The organism is Pseudomonas sp. MYb193 (assembly GCF_002966775.1).
Classification (GTDB): domain Bacteria; phylum Pseudomonadota; class Gammaproteobacteria; order Pseudomonadales; family Pseudomonadaceae; genus Aquipseudomonas; species Aquipseudomonas paracarnis.
This window is the reverse complement of sequence record NZ_CP023269.1, coordinates 220,568-238,970: the sequence shown is the minus strand read 5'-3', so window position 1 is coordinate 238,970 and position 18,403 is coordinate 220,568. Positions and strand designations below refer to the sequence as shown.

19 protein-coding genes are annotated in these 18,403 nt (G+C 60.6%); 3 read left to right on the top strand and 16 right to left on the bottom strand.

Annotated features, from left to right (window positions below; translation table 11 throughout):
• The first annotated feature begins 19 nt into the window (after window positions 1-19).
• Entirely contained in the window at window positions 20-544 is a 525-nt protein-coding gene (locus tag CLM72_RS01020; RefSeq protein WP_019819908.1) for a DUF962 domain-containing protein, read from the top strand.
• A 127-nt stretch (window positions 545-671) separates the two neighbouring features.
• Here the strand turns inward: CLM72_RS01020 and CLM72_RS01015 are convergent, their stop codons facing one another.
• The 6 genes from CLM72_RS01015 to dibA form a co-directional block, all read right to left on the bottom strand.
• On the bottom strand, window positions 672-1,652 hold the full coding sequence (locus tag CLM72_RS01015) for a sulfate/molybdate ABC transporter ATP-binding protein (protein WP_105225369.1): 981 nt from the start codon (window positions 1,650-1,652) through the stop codon (window positions 672-674).
• Between the two features lie 3 nt (window positions 1,653-1,655).
• Window positions 1,656-2,528: a sulfate ABC transporter permease subunit CysW gene (cysW, locus tag CLM72_RS01010; protein WP_054920357.1), complete on the bottom strand. Its 873-nt coding sequence runs from the start codon at window positions 2,526-2,528 to the stop codon at window positions 1,656-1,658.
• A 13-nt stretch (window positions 2,529-2,541) separates the two neighbouring features.
• Window positions 2,542-3,360, bottom strand: a complete 819-nt coding sequence (gene cysT, locus CLM72_RS01005) for a sulfate ABC transporter permease subunit CysT (protein WP_032894195.1) — start codon at window positions 3,358-3,360, stop codon at window positions 2,542-2,544.
• 199 nt (window positions 3,361-3,559) lie between these two features.
• Window positions 3,560-4,570 carry a sulfate ABC transporter substrate-binding protein gene (locus tag CLM72_RS01000; RefSeq protein ID WP_003187562.1) on the bottom strand — a complete coding sequence of 337 codons (1,011 nt, stop codon included), beginning with the start codon at window positions 4,568-4,570 and terminating at the stop codon, window positions 3,560-3,562.
• A gap of 64 nt (window positions 4,571-4,634) precedes the next feature.
• Window positions 4,635-4,817: a sulfur starvation response protein OscA gene (oscA, locus tag CLM72_RS00995; RefSeq protein ID WP_003170956.1), complete on the bottom strand. Its 183-nt coding sequence runs from the start codon at window positions 4,815-4,817 to the stop codon at window positions 4,635-4,637.
• A gap of 295 nt (window positions 4,818-5,112) precedes the next feature.
• Window positions 5,113-7,029 carry a phosphodiesterase DibA gene (dibA, locus tag CLM72_RS00990; RefSeq protein ID WP_105225368.1) on the bottom strand — a complete coding sequence of 639 codons (1,917 nt, stop codon included), beginning with the start codon at window positions 7,027-7,029 and terminating at the stop codon, window positions 5,113-5,115.
• A 166-nt stretch (window positions 7,030-7,195) separates the two neighbouring features.
• On the opposite strand from dibA, the gene desA reads away from it, so the two are divergent.
• Window positions 7,196-8,380 (top strand): delta-9 fatty acid desaturase DesA, encoded by a 1,185-nt coding sequence (gene desA / locus CLM72_RS00985; protein WP_032894197.1) that lies wholly within the window; start codon window positions 7,196-7,198, stop codon window positions 8,378-8,380.
• A 188-nt stretch (window positions 8,381-8,568) separates the two neighbouring features.
• A complete protein-coding gene (locus tag CLM72_RS00980; protein WP_034125448.1) occupies window positions 8,569-9,570 on the top strand; it encodes a sensor domain-containing diguanylate cyclase in 1,002 nt (333 codons plus the stop codon).
• An 87-nt stretch (window positions 9,571-9,657) separates the two neighbouring features.
• On the opposite strand, the gene CLM72_RS00975 is transcribed toward CLM72_RS00980, so the two are convergent.
• The 10 genes from CLM72_RS00975 to CLM72_RS00930 form a co-directional block, all read right to left on the bottom strand.
• Window positions 9,658-11,030 (bottom strand): IS3 family transposase gene (locus CLM72_RS00975; protein WP_233475429.1). Its coding sequence is split into 2 segments (ribosomal slippage): window positions 9,658-10,527 and window positions 10,530-11,030, totalling 1,371 coding nucleotides; the frame shifts between segments, so codons are not numbered across the junction.
• 98 nt (window positions 11,031-11,128) lie between these two features.
• Window positions 11,129-12,331, bottom strand: coding sequence for an HDOD domain-containing protein (locus CLM72_RS00970; protein WP_105225367.1), 1,203 nt, complete (start codon window positions 12,329-12,331; stop codon window positions 11,129-11,131).
• 125 nt (window positions 12,332-12,456) lie between these two features.
• Complete coding sequence (gene gabT, locus CLM72_RS00965; RefSeq protein ID WP_014716416.1) at window positions 12,457-13,734, bottom strand: 4-aminobutyrate--2-oxoglutarate transaminase; 1,278 nt, start codon at window positions 13,732-13,734, stop codon at window positions 12,457-12,459.
• 177 nt (window positions 13,735-13,911) lie between these two features.
• Window positions 13,912-15,354 carry an NADP-dependent succinate-semialdehyde dehydrogenase gene (gabD, locus tag CLM72_RS00960; RefSeq protein WP_003187552.1) on the bottom strand — a complete coding sequence of 481 codons (1,443 nt, stop codon included), beginning with the start codon at window positions 15,352-15,354 and terminating at the stop codon, window positions 13,912-13,914.
• Between the two features lie 296 nt (window positions 15,355-15,650).
• Window positions 15,651-15,965, bottom strand: a complete 315-nt coding sequence (locus CLM72_RS00955; RefSeq protein ID WP_003187551.1) for a RebB family R body protein — start codon at window positions 15,963-15,965, stop codon at window positions 15,651-15,653.
• Window positions 15,966-16,015: 50 nt separating this feature from the next.
• The gene (locus CLM72_RS00950) at window positions 16,016-16,330 is read right to left on the bottom strand and encodes a RebB family R body protein (RefSeq protein ID WP_003187550.1); all 315 of its coding nucleotides are present in this window, start codon (window positions 16,328-16,330) and stop codon (window positions 16,016-16,018) included.
• 80 nt (window positions 16,331-16,410) lie between these two features.
• Window positions 16,411-16,734, bottom strand: coding sequence for a hypothetical protein (locus CLM72_RS00945; protein WP_105225366.1), 324 nt, complete (start codon window positions 16,732-16,734; stop codon window positions 16,411-16,413).
• 40 nt (window positions 16,735-16,774) lie between these two features.
• Window positions 16,775-17,416, bottom strand: coding sequence for a hypothetical protein (locus CLM72_RS00940; RefSeq protein WP_229999321.1), 642 nt, complete (start codon window positions 17,414-17,416; stop codon window positions 16,775-16,777).
• 67 nt (window positions 17,417-17,483) lie between these two features.
• Window positions 17,484-18,056 carry a hypothetical protein gene (locus CLM72_RS00935; protein WP_105225365.1) on the bottom strand — a complete coding sequence of 191 codons (573 nt, stop codon included), beginning with the start codon at window positions 18,054-18,056 and terminating at the stop codon, window positions 17,484-17,486.
• 18 nt (window positions 18,057-18,074) lie between these two features.
• Window positions 18,075-18,302 (bottom strand): RebB family R body protein, encoded by a 228-nt coding sequence (locus CLM72_RS00930; protein WP_003187543.1) that lies wholly within the window; start codon window positions 18,300-18,302, stop codon window positions 18,075-18,077.
• Between the last annotated feature and the right edge of the window lie 101 nt (window positions 18,303-18,403).

Here is an 18,403-nt window from a genome sequence, read left to right as displayed (position 1 = left end):
TCCTACAGGAGGAACAACAATGAAAAGCCTCGTCGACCACCTCAGTCAATACGCCGCGTACCACCGCGACCCACGCAACATCGCCAGCCACTTCATCGGTATCCCGTTGATTGTGGTGGCGGTGGCCGTGCTGCTGTCGCGCCCCGAATGGTCGGTGGGCGGGCTGTGGCTATCACCTGCGGTGCTGTTGGCACTGTTTTCGGCGTGGTTTTACCTGCGCCTGGAACTGGCACTGGGGGTGTTGATGACGGTGCTGATGGGCTTGTCGGTGTGGGCCGGGCATGTGCTGGCGGCGCAAAGCACGGCGGTGTGGCTGAGCAGCGGCGTGGGGATGTTTGTGGTGGGCTGGGTGATTCAGTTCGTCGGGCATTACTACGAAGGCAGGAAGCCTGCGTTTGTGGACGATGTGTCGGGGCTGATCGTGGGGCCGTTGTTTGTGGTGGCGGAGTTGGCGTTTTTGCTGGGGTTGCGGCAGGACCTCAAGCGCCAGATTGAAGAGCGCTCTGGGCCGGTGGCGGTACGCGGGAAAAACGCCACGGTCTAACAAGTACTGAAGATCCAATGTGGGAGCCGGGCTTGCCCGCGATGGCGGTGGATCAGTTGGCATAACTGTCGACTGACACACCGCCATCGCGGGCAAGCCCGGCTCCCACAAGGGTTTTGCAGTGTTATTAGGCTTTTTGCCAGACCTTGGGTTTGAAGAACAGGGTCTCGCCCCGCGCCAGGCCGGTGAGGCTGTCATGGTCTTTCACCACTTCGGCCTCGATCAATTCACTCTGGCCTTCAACCTTCAAGGTCACGCGAGTGGTCGCACCCAACGGCCGAATATCCCGCACTTGCGCCGCATGGTGATCTTCCAGCTCATGGCGTGACAACGACACTTCGTGGGGGCGGAACAGCAGGTGCTTGTCTTCGCCCAAATGCAGGCGGTTGGAGTCACCCAGGAAGTGGTACACAAAATCGCTGGCCGGGTTTTCGTAGACGTCGCCCGGTGAACCGATCTGTTCGATCACGCCCTTGTTCATCACTACGATACGGTCGGCAACTTCCATGGCCTCCTCCTGGTCGTGGGTCACGAAGACCGAGGTCAGGTTGATGTCTTCGTGCAGGCGCGCCAGCCAGCGGCGCAGTTCTTTACGCACCTTGGCGTCGAGGGCGCCGAAGGGTTCGTCGAGCAGCAACACCTTGGGCTCCACCGCCAGGGCGCGGGCCAGGGCGATACGCTGGCGCTGGCCACCGGAGAGTTGTTCCGGGTAACGGTCCGACAACCAATCAAGCTGCACCATGTTCAGCAGCTCGTGAACCTTGCTGGCAATCTGGCTTTCCGTGGGGCGTTGGTTTTTCGGCTTCATGCGCAGGCCGAAAGCGACGTTGTCGAAAACGGTCATGTGGCGGAACAGCGCGTAGTGCTGGAACACAAAGCCCACGTTGCGATCACGCACATCGTGGCCGGAGACGTCTTCGCCGTGGAACACAATACTGCCGGTATCCGGGGTTTCCAGGCCGGCAATGATGCGCAGCAGCGTGGTCTTGCCGCAGCCGGACGGGCCCAGCAACGCCACCAGCTCGCCACTCTGGATATCCAGGTTGATGCTGTCCAGGGCCTTGAAGGCGTTGAAGTTCTTGCTGACATTACGGACTTCGATCGACATGACTTATTCCTCACCCGCGCTGTTGCGCAGGCGGTTGATTCGGTTCTCGCTCCACTGCTTGAGCAGCAGGATGAAGAGCGCCAGGATCAGCAACAGGCTGGCCACCGCAAACGCGGCAACGTGGTTGTATTCGTTGTAGAGAATCTCGACATGCAGCGGCAGCGTGTTGGTGACGCCGCGAATGTGGCCGGACACCACCGACACCGCGCCGAACTCACCCATGGCCCGCGCCGTACACAGCACCACGCCGTAGATCAGGCCCCACTTGATGTTCGGCACGGTGACATGCCAGAACATCTGCCAGCCATTGGCACCCAGCAGGCGTGCGGCTTCTTCTTCCTGGGTGCCCTGCTCCTGCATCAGCGGGATCAGCTCACGGGCCACGAACGGCACGGTGACGAAGATGGTCGCCAGCACGATGCCCGGCAGGGCGAACACGATCTGGATGTCGTGGTCTTGCAGCCACGGCCCGAAGAAGCCCTGGGCGCCGAACATCAACACATACACCAGGCCTGCGATCACCGGCGACACCGAGAACGGCAGGTCGATCAGCGTGACCAGGATGCTCTTGCCACGGAACGAGTACTTGCTCACGCACCAGGCGGCGCTTACACCGAACACCAGGTTGAGCGGCACCGAAATCAGCACGGCGATCACCGTGAGTTTCAGCGCCGACAGCGCGTCGGGTTCAAGGATTGCGCTGAAGAACGTGCCGAGGCCGTTTTTCAAGCCCTGGGACACCACCACCAGCAACGGCAGCAGCAGGAACAGCACGAATACCAGCCAGCCAAGGCCGATCAGGATACGTCGCGAGGTCGCGCTGCCACGGCGGGCGGCGTTGGCCGAGGACGCGGCGGAAATAGACGATTGGGACATGTTCCGCGCCTCCTTATGGACGTTCGATGCGCCGCTGCAACAGGTTGATCAGCAGCAGCAAGACGAAGGACACCACCAGCATCAGCACACCAATGGAGGTGGCGCCGCGGTAGTCGTATTGGTCGAGCTTGACCATGATCAGCAATGGCAGGATTTCGGTTTTCATCGGCATGTTGCCGGCGATGAAGATCACCGAACCGTACTCACCCACGCCTCGGGCAAACGCCAGGGCGAAGCCGGTCAGCCAGGCGGGCAGCAGCGCCGGCACGAGGATGTAGCGGAACACTTGCAACGGCTTGGCGCCGAGGCAGGCGGCGGCCTCTTCGATTTCCCGGGGGATATCGGCCAGTACCGGCTGCACCGTGCGCACCACGAAGGGCAACGTGACGAAGGTCAGCGCCAGGGTGATACCCAGGGGGGTGTAGGCGATCTTGAAGCCCAGGTCCGTGGCGAACTGGCCGACCAGGCCGTTGGGCGCGTACAGCGCCGTCAGCGCGATACCGGCGACGGCGGTGGGCAGGGCGAACGGCAGGTCGATCATCGCGTCGATGACCTTGCGCCCGGGGAAGGTGTAGCGCACCAGCACCCAGGCCAGCAAAGTGCCAATCACACCGTTGATGAGTGCGGCGTACAGCGCGGTGCTGAAGCTCAGCTTCAAGGCCGCCAGTACACGAGGTGCGGAAATGATGTTCCAGAACTGATCCCAGGTGAGTTGAGCGGCGTGTACAAACATCGCCGCCAGCGGGATGAGCACAATCAGGCTGAGGTACACGACGGTGTAGCCCAGCGTCAGCCCGAAGCCGGGTATGACGGGGGAGATACGACGCGACATAAGAGTCCTTGGTTAAAGGGTAGAAACCACTGTAGGAGCGCGCTTTTTGTGGCAGCTGGCTTTTCTGTGGGAGCCGGGCTTGCCCGCGATGCAGGCACCTCGGTGTATCAGCCACACCACGGTGATGCTATCGCAGGCAAGCCAGCTCCCACACCAGCCCAGTTCCTACAGAAAGTCAGGCCCCTACAGTTACTTTGGCTTACTGCGCCGTATAGATCTGGTCGAACACGCCACCGTCATTGAAGAATTTCGGTTGGGCAGTTTTCCAGCCGCCGAAGTCTTTGTCGATAGTCACCAGGTCCAGTTTCGGGAACTGCTGGGCGTATTTGGCGGCGACTTTTTCATCCCGTGGACGGTAGAAGTTCTTCGCCGCAATCTCCTGGCCCGCCGGGCTGTACAGGTGGTTGAGGTACGCCGTGGCGATCTCGGTGTTGCCCTTTTTCTCGGCGTTCTTGTCGACCACGGCCACAGGCGGTTCTGCCAGGATCGACAGGGACGGCACGACGATGTCGAATTTGTCGGCGCCGCCGTCTTCCTTCAAGGCCAGGAACGCCTCGTTTTCCCACGCCAGCAACACGTCACCCTGGCCGTTGTTGACGAAGGTAATGGTAGAACCGCGTGCGCCGGTGTCCAGTATCGGCACGTGCTTGAACAGCTCCTTGACGTATTCCTGGGCCTTGGCTTCGCTGCCGCCGGCCTTGAGGCCGTAGGCCCAGGCGGCGAGGAAGTTCCAGCGTGCACCGCCGGAGGTTTTCGGGTTGGGCGTGATCACTGAAACGTCTTTCTTGATCAGGTCGCCCCAGTCCTTGATGCCCTTGGGATTGCCCTTGCGCACCAGGAACACAATGGTGGAGGTGTAGGGCGTGCTGGCGTCCGGCAGGCGGGTCTGCCAGTTCTCCGGCAGGGTCTTGCCCAGCTTGGCGATTTCGTCGATGTCACCGGCCAGGGCCAGGGTGACGACATCGGCGCGCAGCCCATCGATCACCGCCCGGCCTTGCTTGCCCGAGCCACCGTGGGACTGCTGGATCTTGACGTTGTCGCCGGGGTGGGACTGTTTCCAGAAGCTGGTGAATTCAGCGTTGTAATCCTGGTACAGCTCACGGGTGGGGTCGTACGAGACGTTGAGCAACTCGTAGTCCTTGGCAACGGCGGAACCGGCAAACACGGCACTGGCCAATGCGGCCAAGGCATAACGGCGAATCGACGACATAGAAGCTCCTGAAATTCTTGAGTGTTGGCTTTTCTTGTAATTGCGGGTCTATCGCCGTTCTTGCTCAGCTCGGTTTGTTACCGGGGTTCTGCAGACGGAATTTTTCCTTGCGTTCGATCTGTACCACTTGGGCGTTGTGTACAGTGATTTCCACCGCGCCAAACCGCAGGTCGCGCAGGGCGCTCTGGATTTCACGCAAAATGGCTGCTTCGTCCTGGCCGTCAACGCTACGTAGAGATGCGCTCATGGTCTCGCTCCTGAAATGAGTAGTGCCTGGCAGTGGCGGCACTGCTTGCGGCGTGAGGGCGATAGTAGATAAGCGCGGATATTCTTAAAAATACTATTTAAGAATGTTTATATAACCAGAAAGAATTTTCTGATAGGGCATGGGGTTGCAAGGGTTTCCACAGAAAAAACGCTCATGCACAGGCGCCGCAGAACCCCGTGGGAGCTGGCTTGCCTGCGAAAGCGGCGGTGCAGTAACACATGCAGTGACTGACACACCGCCTTCGCGGGCAAGCCCGGCTCCCACATCGACCGCGTCAGTCCTGGCGGATCAGAGGTGCCCGCGTCCAGTCGATTTCATCAGCCGGCATCGGCCGTCCAAACCAGTACCCTTGGCCCATGTCGCATTCCTGATCCAGCAGGAACCGCGCCTGTTCCACCTGCTCGATCCCTTCAGCGTGCACCTGCATGCCCATGCTTTTGGCCAGGGCGATCACCACGCGCACAATCGCCGCGTCGTCTTCGTCCCACGGCAAGCCCGCCACAAAGCCCTGGTCGATCTTGAGCTTCTGCACCGGCAGGCGTTTGAGGCGCAACAACGAGGAATAGCCGGTGCCAAAGTCGTCGATCGCCAGGCGCAGGCCCAGTTCGCGCAGGCGGTGCAGTTGCTCCAACGCGACTTCCGGGTCGTCCATCACTGCGCTCTCGGTGACCTCCAGCTCCAGGAAGGCCGGATCCAGCCCAGTGGCGTGCAGCACTTGGCCCACTTGCTCATACAGCTCGCGCCGGGCAAACAGGCGGCTGGAGACATTGATTGCGATAAAGCTCAGCGGCGCGCCGTCGGCCAACCATTGGCACATTTGGCGGCAGGCCTGGTCCATCACCCACGCATCGATCTCGGCAATCAGCCCGGTGCGTTCGGCGATGGGGATGAACTCGCCCGGGGGTACCAGGCCGCGCTCCGGGTGCTGCCAGCGCACCAGTGCTTCAACGCCGACCAGACGGCTGTCGTGCAGGTCGTGCACCGGCTGGTAATAGACGCGCAGCTCATGTTGGTCGAGGGCGCGACGCAGCTCGCCAGCGATTTCCACCCGATACTGGGCGTGGGCGGTCAGCTCTTCGGTATACAACGCGTAGCCTTCGCGCCCGGCGCTCTTGGCCTTGAACAACGCGGAATCGGCGTTGCGCAGCAGTTGCTCGGCGCTCAGGGCGTCACTGGGGAACAGGCTGATACCGATACTGGCGCTGATAAACAGCTGGTTGCCGTCAAAAATGAACGGATCCTTCATGGCATTGAGCATGCGCTGCGCCAAAGCCGCCGCTTGCACCACCTGCGGGCAGCTTTCTGCCAGCACGGCAAATTCGTCGCCCCCCAGGCGCGCCAGGGTAACCCCCGGCCCAAACAGGCCGCTGAGGCGTTCGGCCACCAGCTTGAGCAACTGATCGCCGACGTTATGGCCGAGGCTGTCGTTGATGATCTTGAAGTGGTCCAGGTCCATCAACAGCAGGGCGCAGCCACGTTTATGCACCTGCGCGGAGGCCAGGGCCTGCTCGGCGCGATCGGTGAACAGCAGGCGGTTGGGCAGGTCGGTGAGCGGGTCGTGATGGGCAAGGTGCGCCAATTCGTGCTCAGAGTTCTTCATGGCGCTGATGTCCGAAAACACCGCCACGTAGTGGCTGACCTGGCCCTGGTCATCGTGAATCACCCGTATGGTTTGCCACTGGGGGTAAACCTCGCCACTTTTACGGCGGTTCCAGATTTCGCCGCTCCATTCGCCGGTGCTTTCCAGGGCCTGGAACATTTGCTGGTAGAAATGCGCCGAGTGGCGCCCGGACTTGAACAGGCTTGGCCGTTGGCCCATGACGTCTTCGCACTGGTAGCCGGTGATCTCCATGAAAGCGCGGTTAACGTGCACGATCAGCCCTTGGGTATCGGTGACCAGCACCCCTTCGCGGGTGCAATCGAACACCGCAGCGGCCTGGCGCAGGCGCTCGCGGTTCTCTTTCAGGGGTTGTTGCAACGCATGGGCACGGGCAAAACGCCGGCCTATCCAGTAGATGACCAAGGCGCTGAGGCTGACCCACACATAACCGCGCGCCTGCAGCCAGCGCCCCAGCGCCCAAGGTTCATCGATAAAGTTGATTAATAGGTAATTGCTGAGCTGGAGCCAAACGATAGAAACCAGCAGGTACACCAACCCCGCACGTAGGGCACCTCGGTATGAAAACAGCATATGCTTAGTAATCCTTACTAAATAACCAGAATCGCCCTACAAAGGATCAGGATTATAGAGGAGGAAACACTTTGTAAGTCTTATCTGAAACGGTGACTGGTTTTATCTGCAAAGGAAGTGATAATGCGGGTGCTGTTTTTTTCTTTATCTGAGGGCCATACAGCCTATGTGGTACAACGGTTTTCTTGATCTGTCCGCCTGGCAACTGGTGGCAGTCACGCTGTTGATGACCCACGTGACCATTATTGGGGTCACTGTCTATCTGCACCGTTATTCGGCCCATCGCTCGCTCGAGCTCAATGCCGGCCTTAAACACTTCTTCCGCTTCTGGCTGTGGCTGACCACGGCGCAGAACACCCGCGAGTGGACCGCCATTCACCGCAAGCACCACGCCAAGTGCGAAACCGTCGATGACCCGCACAGCCCGGTGATCAAGGGCTTGTCCACCGTGCTGCGCAAAGGTGCCGAGCTGTACCGCGCCGAGGCGGAAAACCCCGAGACCCTGCGCATCTACGGCAAGAACTGCCCGGACGACTGGATCGAACGCAAACTCTACACGCGCTACCCGCTGCTGGGCGTGGCGCTCATGGGCGTGATCGACCTGCTGCTGTTCGGCACCATCGGTATCACCATCTGGGCGATCCAGATGATGTGGATCCCGTTCTGGGCCGCCGGCGTGATCAATGGCCTGGGGCATGCCGTGGGCTATCGCAACTTCGAATGCCGTGACGCCGCCACCAACCTGGTGCCGTGGGGCATCATCGTCGGCGGCGAAGAGCTGCACAACAACCACCACACCTACCCTAACTCGGCCAAGCTGTCGGTGAAGAAGTGGGAATTCGACCTGGGTTGGGCCTGGATCAAAGTGTTCAGCTTCCTGCGCCTGGCCAAGGTGCAGCGCGTGGCCCCCATCGCCCACCGCGTCGAAGGCAAGGGCAGCCTGGACATGGACACCGCCATGGCGATCCTCAACAACCGCTTCCAGATCATGGCCCAATACCGCAAGTTGGTGATTGGCCCGTTGGTCAAGCAGGAGCTGGAGAAGGTCGATCATTCGGTGCGCCACCAGTTCCACCGCGCCAAGCGCCTGCTGTCGCGGGAAACCAGCCTGCTGGAAGACCGCCACCACTTGCGCATCCAGAGCATGCTGGAACACAGCCATGCCCTGACCGTGATCTACGAGAAGCGCCTGGCGCTGCAGCAGATCTGGCTCAAGACCAGTTCCAACGGCCACGACATGCTGGCAGCGATCAAGGAATGGGTGCATGAAGCCGAGGCCAGCGGCATTCAATCCCTGCGCGATTTTGCCCACCAGTTGAAGACTTACTCGTTGCGCCCTACAGCAGCATGAGCACGCCGTGGGAGGGTTCGCCCTCCCACGCACTGGCTTTTTGGCGCCATTTTCCGGGCACCGTCAATGCATGCTGATCACGGAACTTCACCGCAATTCCCCTCTCTCAAAGAACACTTCGCCATCATGGTGACCCCTTGTAGTGACCGCTTTTGCACCCTGCGGCGCGCCCAGAGAGAGTTGTACCGATGGTTCACGAAAAGCCCAGCCTGCCCGATGTGCCCACCGCAGAGCCGCCGCGCCCGGCCGCGGCGGCGACCCTGTTGGCGCTTATGCATGCTCAAGGTGAAGTCGAGCGGCTGAGTGAGCGTGAGCAACTGCTCAGTTCCCTGCTGGTCAGCGTGAACGCCGTGCTCTGGGCCATCGATTGGGAAACACGCCGTGTGCTGTATGTGAGCCCGGCGTACGAGCGCCTGTTTGGCCGCTCCGCCGGCCTGCTGCTGGCCGACCACCGTGAATGGCGCAACAGCGTCCACCCCGAAGACCTCGACTACGCCGAACACAGCCTGGCCCGTGTGCTGGAACAGGGCGCCGTGGAGGACCGCGAGTACCGCATCATCACCGCTGACGGGCAGATCCGCTGGTTGAGTGACAAGTGCTACATCAACCAGCAGGTGGTGCCCGGTGAAGCGCTGATCGTGGTGGGCATCGCCGAAGACATCACCGAAAAGAAGCAACTTGAACTGGAACTGCATCGCCTCGCCACCACCGACGTACTGACCCAAAGCAGCAACCGCCGACACTTCTTCGAACTCGCCAACCAGGCCTTCGACAACGCCTGCGTGCAGGGCACCCCGCTGGCGTTCCTGTTGCTGGACATCGATGATTTCAAAGACATCAACGACACCTACGGCCACTTGGAGGGCGACCAGGTGCTGCGGCGCATCGCGGAAAGCGGTCGCGGGGTATTGCGCCGTGGCGACCTGTTCGGGCGCATTGGCGGCGAAGAATTCGCCGCCGTCCTGCCGGGTTGCCCACCGGAGATGGCCCTGCAGGTTGCCGAACGGTTGGGCAAGGAAATCCAGGCGTTGGTGTTCAGCTATGAGGGGCATGAGTTCAATGTGACCGTCAGCCAGGGCCTGGCCGGCCTGCGCGAAGACGACTCCACCCTCGACAGCCTGTTTGCCCGGGCGGATGCGGCAATGTACGAGGCCAAGCGCCAAGGCAAGAACCGCGTTATCGCCGGTTAACACCGACCCACTGTGGGAGCTGGCTTGCCTGCGATGGCGTCTTGGCTGACCCACTGAAGTGCGCCCCAAAAGTTGGACAGCTGTTGGTTAGGTTACAGCGGACCGAGTTCTGTACGCTACAGGGCTCAGTCCGCCAAGCTTCGTTTTGATTCGCTTATGGTTGTAGTAATGGATGTACTCATCCAACCCAGCCTGCAGTTGAGCCACACTGTCGAAGCTTTCCCGGTAGTAAAACTCTGACTTCAGCGTGCCGAAGAAGCTCTCCATCGTGGCGTTGTCATAGCAGTTTCCTCTGCGTGACATGCTCTGCTCAAGGCCCGCTTTCTCCAGGCGCTCCCGGTATTTTGGGTATCGATAGTGCCAGCCCTGATCCGAGTGCAACATGGGTTTAGCGCCCTCTGGCAAGCGCTCAAGAGCTTGTTCCAGCATGTCTCCCACCAAGGCATATTGAGGGCGTGTGGCGGTCTGATAGGCCACGATCTCCCCGTTGTATAAGTCTAAAACTGGCGACAAATACAGCTTTTGGCCGGCCACTTTGAACTCAGTGACATCCGTCACCCATTTCTGATTCGGTTGCTCGGCCTCAAACTGACGGGCCAGGGTATTGGGTGATGTCTCGCCCACTACCCCTCGATAAGACCTGTACTTCTTCGGACGCAACATACATTTGAGGCTCAACTCTCCCATCAGGCGTCGCACCGTTTTACCGTTAATGGGGCTGTTTTTACGTAGCTCCAAAGTCATCCGACGGTAACCAAAGCGACCTTTATGCTCGCCCTGGATAGCCTGGATAGAGGCTTTGACCGAGATGAATCGGTCTTCAACGCCCATCGCTTTGAGTTGGTAGTAGTAAGTACTTCGCGCAAGTCCCAGCAGTTTGAGTAGATCATTCAAGGGAAAGTCTTGCCTCAGCTCACTGATTATTTGGGCTTTTTCTTCGCTTCTTTCTCCCGCCTCATCACCGCCTCGCCTAACTCCCCAAGCTTTTTTAGGTAGGCGTTCTCCATGCGCAAATACTGAAGCTCATCAAGCAAGGCTTTATGCGCAAGCTGTTCGGCGGTGAATGGTGCAGTGGTTTTTTGAGGTTTAGCAGGAGGCTTGGGCATAACGGTATTCAGTCCTTTTTTCCCTGAGGCCAGGGCTTCAATGCCGCCACTGTAATACTGCTGTTGCCATCTGCCCACCTGGCTGGAGTTACCCAGATTGAAGAGCGCCGCTGCGCGGCGCAAGGAAAGGCTGTCACGCCACATGCGTTGCAGAACGGAGAACTTGAACAAAGCACTGTAACGCTCGCCAGTACTGCTCAGACCGGCTTCACCATGCAGTCGGTAAGCCTCCACCCAGCGGCGCAGCAAAGTGGGGTCCATGTGAAATTGAGCGGCGATACGTCGAAAACCACGGCCTCGCTCAAGAAAGGCGCTGATGGCGGAAAGCTTGAATTGCGTCGTGTATTTGCTCATGAAAAAGCCCCAGGAGTTGGATGGGTGTCCAACTTCTGGGGCGCACTTCACACCGCTATCGCAGGCAAGCCAGCTCCCACAATTGACCGGTGTGTGTTTCAGGTTTTGCGCACTCGGGTCAGTTCCGACAAGCCGACCTTGAGCAGCCGCGCCGTCTTGCTGCCCGCCAGTTCTTCCAGCCCTTCGTGCTCGGTCAGCCGCGCCATTTGCACCGCCAGGTTCACCACCAGGGCTTCGCGCGAATACACCCCGCCTTCAAGTGAATAGATCCCTGCGATCAACTGCCGCAACTCCAGCGGCAAGCGCCAACGCGTGCGCAACGCCGAACCGTAGGCAGCGCCAAAGGCGTCGAGGGATTCGCCGATGGCTTCGTCATCCAGGGCGCCGCCGCCCTGGCGCCAGTCTTCCAGGCAGCGCAACAAGGCCAGGTCGCCCAAGCGATGCAGGATGCAGGCGCTGTAGCAGCGCTGATGATCGAGCTCCAGCATGCGCGCCAGGCGCCGAGCGTAGTCCGCGCTAACCTGGGACAGTTGCCAGTGCCGTTCAGCGTAGGCCACCAGCCCAGGGTCGCCCAACACCACGTTGTGCTTGAGCGCCAGGCCCAGGATGAGGTTCATGCTCTGGCCGGGCACCAACTTATGCAGGGCTTCTGACAGGGTCTGCACCGGCGTGCCGTGGTAGCCCGCGCTGTTGGCGGCGGCGATCAGTACGGCGGTGATTTGCGGGTCGCTGTGTACCTGGTCTTCCAACTGCTTGAGGTCCAAGCCTTCGGGCCCCAGGCTGCGTTGCACGGCGGTTTTCACATCCACACGCAACGGCGCCCCATCGCAGACCTCGCGGCGCCGCTCGAGGAAGGCGGGCAAGGTCATGCCCGGCGCCAGGGGTGGAATTTCGCAGTACACGCTTTCGCCTTCATTGAGCAGCAGGTCTTGCAAGCGCTGGGTCAGGCTTTCCATGTTCAGCGGGCGGGTCAGGTAGGCGGTGGGCGCCAGGGGCAAGGCTTCGCGCACGCTGGCGCTGTCGTTGCGACTGCTCAGCAAGATAAACGGCAGCGAACGGCGCTTCTGGCGCACGCTGCGCAGCAGACTCAAGCCATCCACGCCCGGCAACTCCCAATCCGCCAGGATCAGGTCATAGGTTTTTTCGCCCAACAGCGTGGCGGCGTGCTGCCCATCGGCGCACACATCCAGCCGTGCGTCACAGCGCACATTCAACAGCACTTGCTTGAGCAGGTCCCGCGACCAAGGGTCTGCTTCGGCGATTAACACTCGGGGTACAGCGGGTAAATCAACAGCAGTCATCCAGCACGCTCCATCGGCAATGCTTGCACCTTAGACAATGCAGGCGCGTGCGTACAATGAAGCAGGCACAAAAAAACCGCCGAAGCGGTTTTTTTGTACGGGCTGTAACCTGTGGCGAAGGTTGGTCAGAGTTCGGAGAAGCACTCTTCGATGATCGCCAGGCCTTTGTCCAACTGCTCGTCCGGCGAGGTGAGCGGCACCAGTACGCGCAACACGTTGCCGTAGGTACCGCAGGACAGCAGGATCAGGCCCTTGTCACGTGCCTTGGCTACCACGGAGGCAACGGCGGCAGCGTTTGGCTTGTGGGTGTCGCCGTCTTCGAACAGCTCGACCGCGATCATCGCGCCCAAGGCACGTACTTCGCCGATCACCGGGTACTTGGCCTGGATAGCCTTGAGGCCAGTCACCAGGCGCTCGCCCACGGCCTTGCAGCGGTCCAGCAGGTGCTCTTCTTCGAACACTTCCATCACCGCCAGGGCCGCGGCGCAGGCAATCGGGCTACCGGCATAGGTGCCGCCCAGGCCGCCTGGGGCGATGGCGTCCATGTACTCGGCCTTGCCGCACACACCGGCCAGCGGGAAGCCGCCCGCGATGGATTTGGCGAAGGTGGTCAGGTCGGCGGCAACGCCCATCTGTTCCATGGCGAAGAAAGTACCGGTACGGCCGGCACCGGTTTGCACTTCGTCGGCGATCAGCAGGATGCCGTGCTTGTCGCACAGTTCGCGCAGGCGCTTCATGAAGGCTTTCGGCGCGACGTAGAAACCGCCCTCGCCCTGCACCGGCTCGATGATGATGGCGGCAATATCACGCGGCTCGGCATCGTTCTTGAAGATGCGCTCGATGCTGGCGATGGAGTCGTCGACGCTCACACCGTGCAGTTCGTTGGGGTACAGCGCACGGAACACGCCGCCTGGCATCAGGCCCATGCCGGCCGAGTAAGGCACGACCTTACCGGTGAGGCCCAGGGTCATCATGGTGCGGCCGTGGTAAGCGCCGGTGAAGGCGATCACACCGGCACGGCCCGTGGCGGCGCGGGCGATTTTCACGGCGTTTTCTACCGCTTCGGAACCGGTGGTGACCAACAGGGTTTTCTTGGCGAAATCACCTGGCACCTTGGCGGCGACTTTCTCACACACTTCTACGTAGGGCTCGTAGGCCAATACCTGGAAGCAGGTGTGGGTCAGCTTGTTGAGTTGCTCGGTCACGGCCGCGATGATTTTCGGGTGCACGTGGCCGGTGTTCAGCACGGCGATACCGCCGGCGAAGTCGATGAACTCGCGACCTTCAACGTCGGTCACGGTGGCGTTCTTCGCGGAGTCGGCGAAGATCGGGTGAATCTGGCCAACACCGCGCGGTACAGCGGCTTCGCGGCGTTTCATCAGGGAAGCGTTGGTCTTGCTCATAAAGTCCTCATTCGCCGCTCATCGGGCGGCGTGGCTCAAGGATAGGTGGCGGGGAGGCAACTACGGCAGCATGCGATGATCGACTGCCACAGCTTTCCCGGCCACTGCGAATAACCATGTGAAACACGCAAAGGGGCAGCGCTCTCGTGCCCTCTGCGTTTACTGCAATCCCGTGCCTTAGATACCCAGGCAGAGGTATTTGATTTCCAGGTAGTCCTCGATCCCGTACTTGGAGCCTTCACGGCCCAGGCCCGAGGCCTTGATGCCGCCGAACGGCGCCACTTCGTTGGAGATCAACCCGGTGTTGACGCCGACCATACCGTATTCCAGAGCCTCGGCCACACGGAACACACGGCCCAGGTCGCGGGCGTAGAAGTAGGAGGCCAGGCCGAACTCGGTGTCGTTGGACATGGCGATCACTTCGGCTTCGTCTTTGAAGCGGAACAGTGGCGCCAACGGGCCGAAGGTTTCTTCCTTGGCCACGGCGGCGTTTTTCGGCACGTCGACCAGGATGGTCGGTTCGAAGAAGTTGCCTTCCATCACCTTGCCACCGGCCAACAACTTGGCGCCTTTGCTCAGGGCATCAGCGATATGTTCCTGCACCTTGGCCACCGCTTTTTCGTCGATCAGCGGGCCGGTGGTGGTGCCGTCTTCCAGACCGTTGCCGATCTTCAATTTGGTCACCGCTACCTTGAGCTTTTCAGCGAAGGCGTCGTACACCGAATCTTGAATGTACAGGCGGTTGGCGCAGACGCAGGTCTGACCGTTGTTGCGGTACTTGGAGATGATCGCGCCTTCGACGGCCTTATCCAGGTCGGCGTCGTCGAACACGATGAACGGTGCGTTACCGCCCAGCTCCAGGGAGACTTTCTTGATGTCCTTGGCGCATTCGGCCATCAGCTGGCGACCAATTTCGGTCGAGCCGGTGAAGGACAATTTACGCACAATCGGGTTGCTGGTCAGCTCGCCGCCGATGTCGCCAGCGCTGCCGGTGACCACACTGAGCACGCCTTTGGGGATACCGGCGCGGTGCGCCAGCTCAACCAGGGCCAGGGCCGAGAATGGGGTTTGCGAGGCCGGCTTGATCACCATGGTGCAACCGGCGGCCAGGGCCGGGCCGGCTTTGCGGGTGATCATCGCGGCGGGGAAGTTCCACGGGGTGATGGCTGCGGTCACGCCGATAGGCTGCTTGATCACGATCAGGCGCTTGTCGGGCTGGTGGCCGGGGATCACGTCGCCATAGATGCGCTTGGCTTCTTCGGCGAACCACTCGATAAAGGAGGCAGCGTAGACGATTTCGCCCTTGGCTTCGGCCAGCGGCTTGCCTTGTTCGAGGGTCATCAGGCGGCCGAGGTCGTCCTGGTTTTCGATCAGCAGTTCGAACCAGCGGCGCAGCTTGTTGGCGCGCTCCTTGGCGGTGAGTGCACGCCAGGCTGGCAGGGCCTTGTCGGCGGCTTCGATGGCGCGGCGGGTTTCCGCGGCGCCCATCTTCGGCACGGTGCCGAGAATCTCGCCCGTGGCCGGGTTGTTGACCTTGATGGTTTGACCATTGTCCGCATCGACCCAAGCGCCATCGATAAAGGCTTGCTGGCGGAACAACTGGGTGTCTTTAAGCTGCATGTCGGCTTTCCTTAACAGCACCGCGCGCACGCGGAGCGAATTAGAGTTGTTGAAAGGCGCCTTGTGGGCTGCCGTCAGGGAAATCAGCCCCAGCGCGCAGAAGAAATGAAAGAGCGCACGGGAGACAGAGCGTTTGAAATCTCAAACGAATCCTAGGATCAATGGGGGTACAGGGCAATAGGATGTTCGAAAAAAAGAACGAATATGGCGCATCCGGTTCATCTTTCGGATCAAACGCACACACGACAACAGCCCCGGAGCCTTGTGGGCGCCGGGGCTGCTGGGGGCTCTGCAGCTTAAGGTTGGAACGACTTGAGCACGGCCAACAGGCTGGTCAAGTTGTCGGCCACGCCGCCCTGGGCGACTTTTTCGGTGGCGGCGGCGCCAGCGGTGGTGTCGACGCTGTAGATCTGCATCACGCCCTGGTTGGTGGCCGCCTGAGCCAGGGTGTTTTGTTGCTGTTGGGCCGAGACCGAGTTCTGGAACAGAATGGCCGTGGCCTGGCCCATGGATTGGTAAATGGTGCTCATGGCCATCGCGGGTGATTCGGCAACCACCTTGACGTTGGTCTGGGTGACGGCATCGGTGATTTGCGGGCTGACTGTACTCATGGTTAAAACTCCTGGGTTGAGAAAGAACAACATCCGTTATTGCTCAGTGCTTAAGGCTGGAAAGACTTGAGCACGGTCAACAGGCTGGTGAGGTTATCCGACACGCCGCCCTGGGCGACTTTCTCGGTAGCCGCCGCACCTGCGGTGGTATCGACGCTGTAGATCTGCATCACGCCCTGGTTGGTGGCCGCCTGGGCCAGGGTGTTTTGCTGCTGCTGGGCCGACACCGCGTTCTGGAACAGAATCGCCGTGGCCTGCGCCATGGATTGATAGATAGTGCTCATCGCCATCGCAGGCGATTCGGCCACCACTTTGACGTTGGTCTGGGTGACCGCGTCGGTAATTTGCTCGTTGACTAATGGCATGATCAATTTCCTTATTTAGTACACGGTGCATTCCGTGTTCATCAATGAACGTTGCGGAACAGGCGCTGTGAAACGCAGGGTCAAGGTTTTGCAGTGGGGCCCAGCGCCGCTTCAATCTGGGCGATCAACCCTTGGATCAATGCCTGCACTTCCTTGCGTTGCGCGTCCTGGTCGGGAGCTGCGCCGTCCAACACCTGGCGCAGCGCCGCTTCACGTTGCAGGGCAGCGGTCTTGAGCGCTTGTTCGTTGGCCTTCGATTGCGCAAGCACTTCGGTAGCGCGCTTGAGGGTTTCGTCGACGATGGCCTGGGGCGTTCCGGCGAAAATCTGCGGGTTGCGCAGCATCGCTTCGAGCCGTTGGCGGTCATCGGTGGACAGGACCGAGGGTGTGGAAGGGGGTGCCATGTCGATCTCCTTGGGCTTTACGTCGCCTGCAAAAGGGCCGCTAAAGCCGCACCTCTCTGCCGTCTTCCCAGAAACCGGCAAAGAAAAAACGCGGCGACGCAGCACAGAACGTCGCGAGCTCTGCCGGTGTCATCGCTGAGGGTTGCCGATTGAAGATGGCCGGCGGTGGCGGAACCAGATTGGCCGCGTTGTAGAGGTTGCCGACCTCATAAGCGTTGGCCGCGAATTGTGAGCAAAAGGAACCGCTGCCTATCGCTATCGACTCATTGATCCGAGCCTGCAGGGTGTCGTTGGCCTTCCAGTTCTTGAATGCAGAAAGCATCGCGTTCCACGCGCTATAACTGCCGTCGATTTCATCGCCGAGCTTGTCGAAATAGAACTGCTTGGCCGCCAGCGCCGCCGCAAACCCCAGCTCAGTGTCACGGCAGGAAAACACCATGGCGGTACGAGGGGGTTTTTCCAGGCTCACATCAGTCAACGCCAGGCCAGTGCCGACGCTTTCGATCACCATGGTCTTGCTCACCGCAATTGCCGGGTGGACCACATTCAAATACGTCGTGTCCTGTGAGAACACCTTGGCTTTGACCAACTGACCGGCTTTGATGAAAGCCCGCGTCGTACTGTCATCTTCTTGCTTCACCGAAAAAATAAGATCTCCAACGTCCATGATGTCGCTCCTCATTCAAGAAAAGTTGCTTTCAAGTTGCTGTTGCACCGCCCCAGCAGAACGCCGAAGCGCTGTGCTCGGTTCAGGCCGCTGGCGCGGCCCGGTTGGCCAAGGTGTCGGCGTACTTGGCGATGCTCTGGTCGATCTTGTCGATGGCCACGCTGGCGGCTTCGGCTTCCATCGCACCGGCGGCGGCGGCCACAGCGGCAGCGGCGCCCACCAGCAGGTCGGTGGCCAAGGCGCCCAAGGCGTCTTCGGCAGCGGCCGGCAGGTTGTCCTTGACGATGTTCTCGGTCATTTGCTGGAGCAGCACGGCCTGGGCCGCCAGGGCGATCTTGCTGACCCCGTCGAAGTACCCCGCCGCCGCTTGCGCCACCAGCCCGGCCGCCTGGCTGATCATCATGTCGGCCGGCACCGCGATCTGCGCCGGCGCATAGGCAAAGTTCTGCGCGTTGGTGAACTGCACCGCCTGCACGATCTGGCTATTGAGCGCCGCCGTGCTGTCGGATGACGGCGTGCTCACCTGGTTGAGCAGGTGCTCGTTCATGCGCGCCATGATTGAGCGCGAGGCCGGTGCGGCGGGCGCCGTCGCAGGTGGATCGGCGGCGGGCGTTGCTTGGGAGGCGGCGGGTTTCTTTCTGCTGAACCACGACATAATCGATCTCCCGAGGGCTCAGCCCTTCTCGCCAATCTGCATGATCAGCGCCACGGCCTTGGAGATCACCGCGTTGGAAATCTGATTCATCGCCTGCTGGCTGTTGACCGCGTTCTGCAACGACAAGCCCGCCGCGCTGCTGGCCACCTGGTACAGCGACGCGATGGCCTGGGCTGGCGCCTCGGCCACCACCTTGACGTTGGTTTGAGTGACCGCGTCGGTGATCTGGCTGTTGACCTCTGTCATACATCTCTCCTTGATGGCATTCACCCAGGTTTGGGTGTGGATAGCGGCGGCGTGCTGCGCTCATACCACTAGAACGCCCCACGCCAACGTCTGTGAATCGC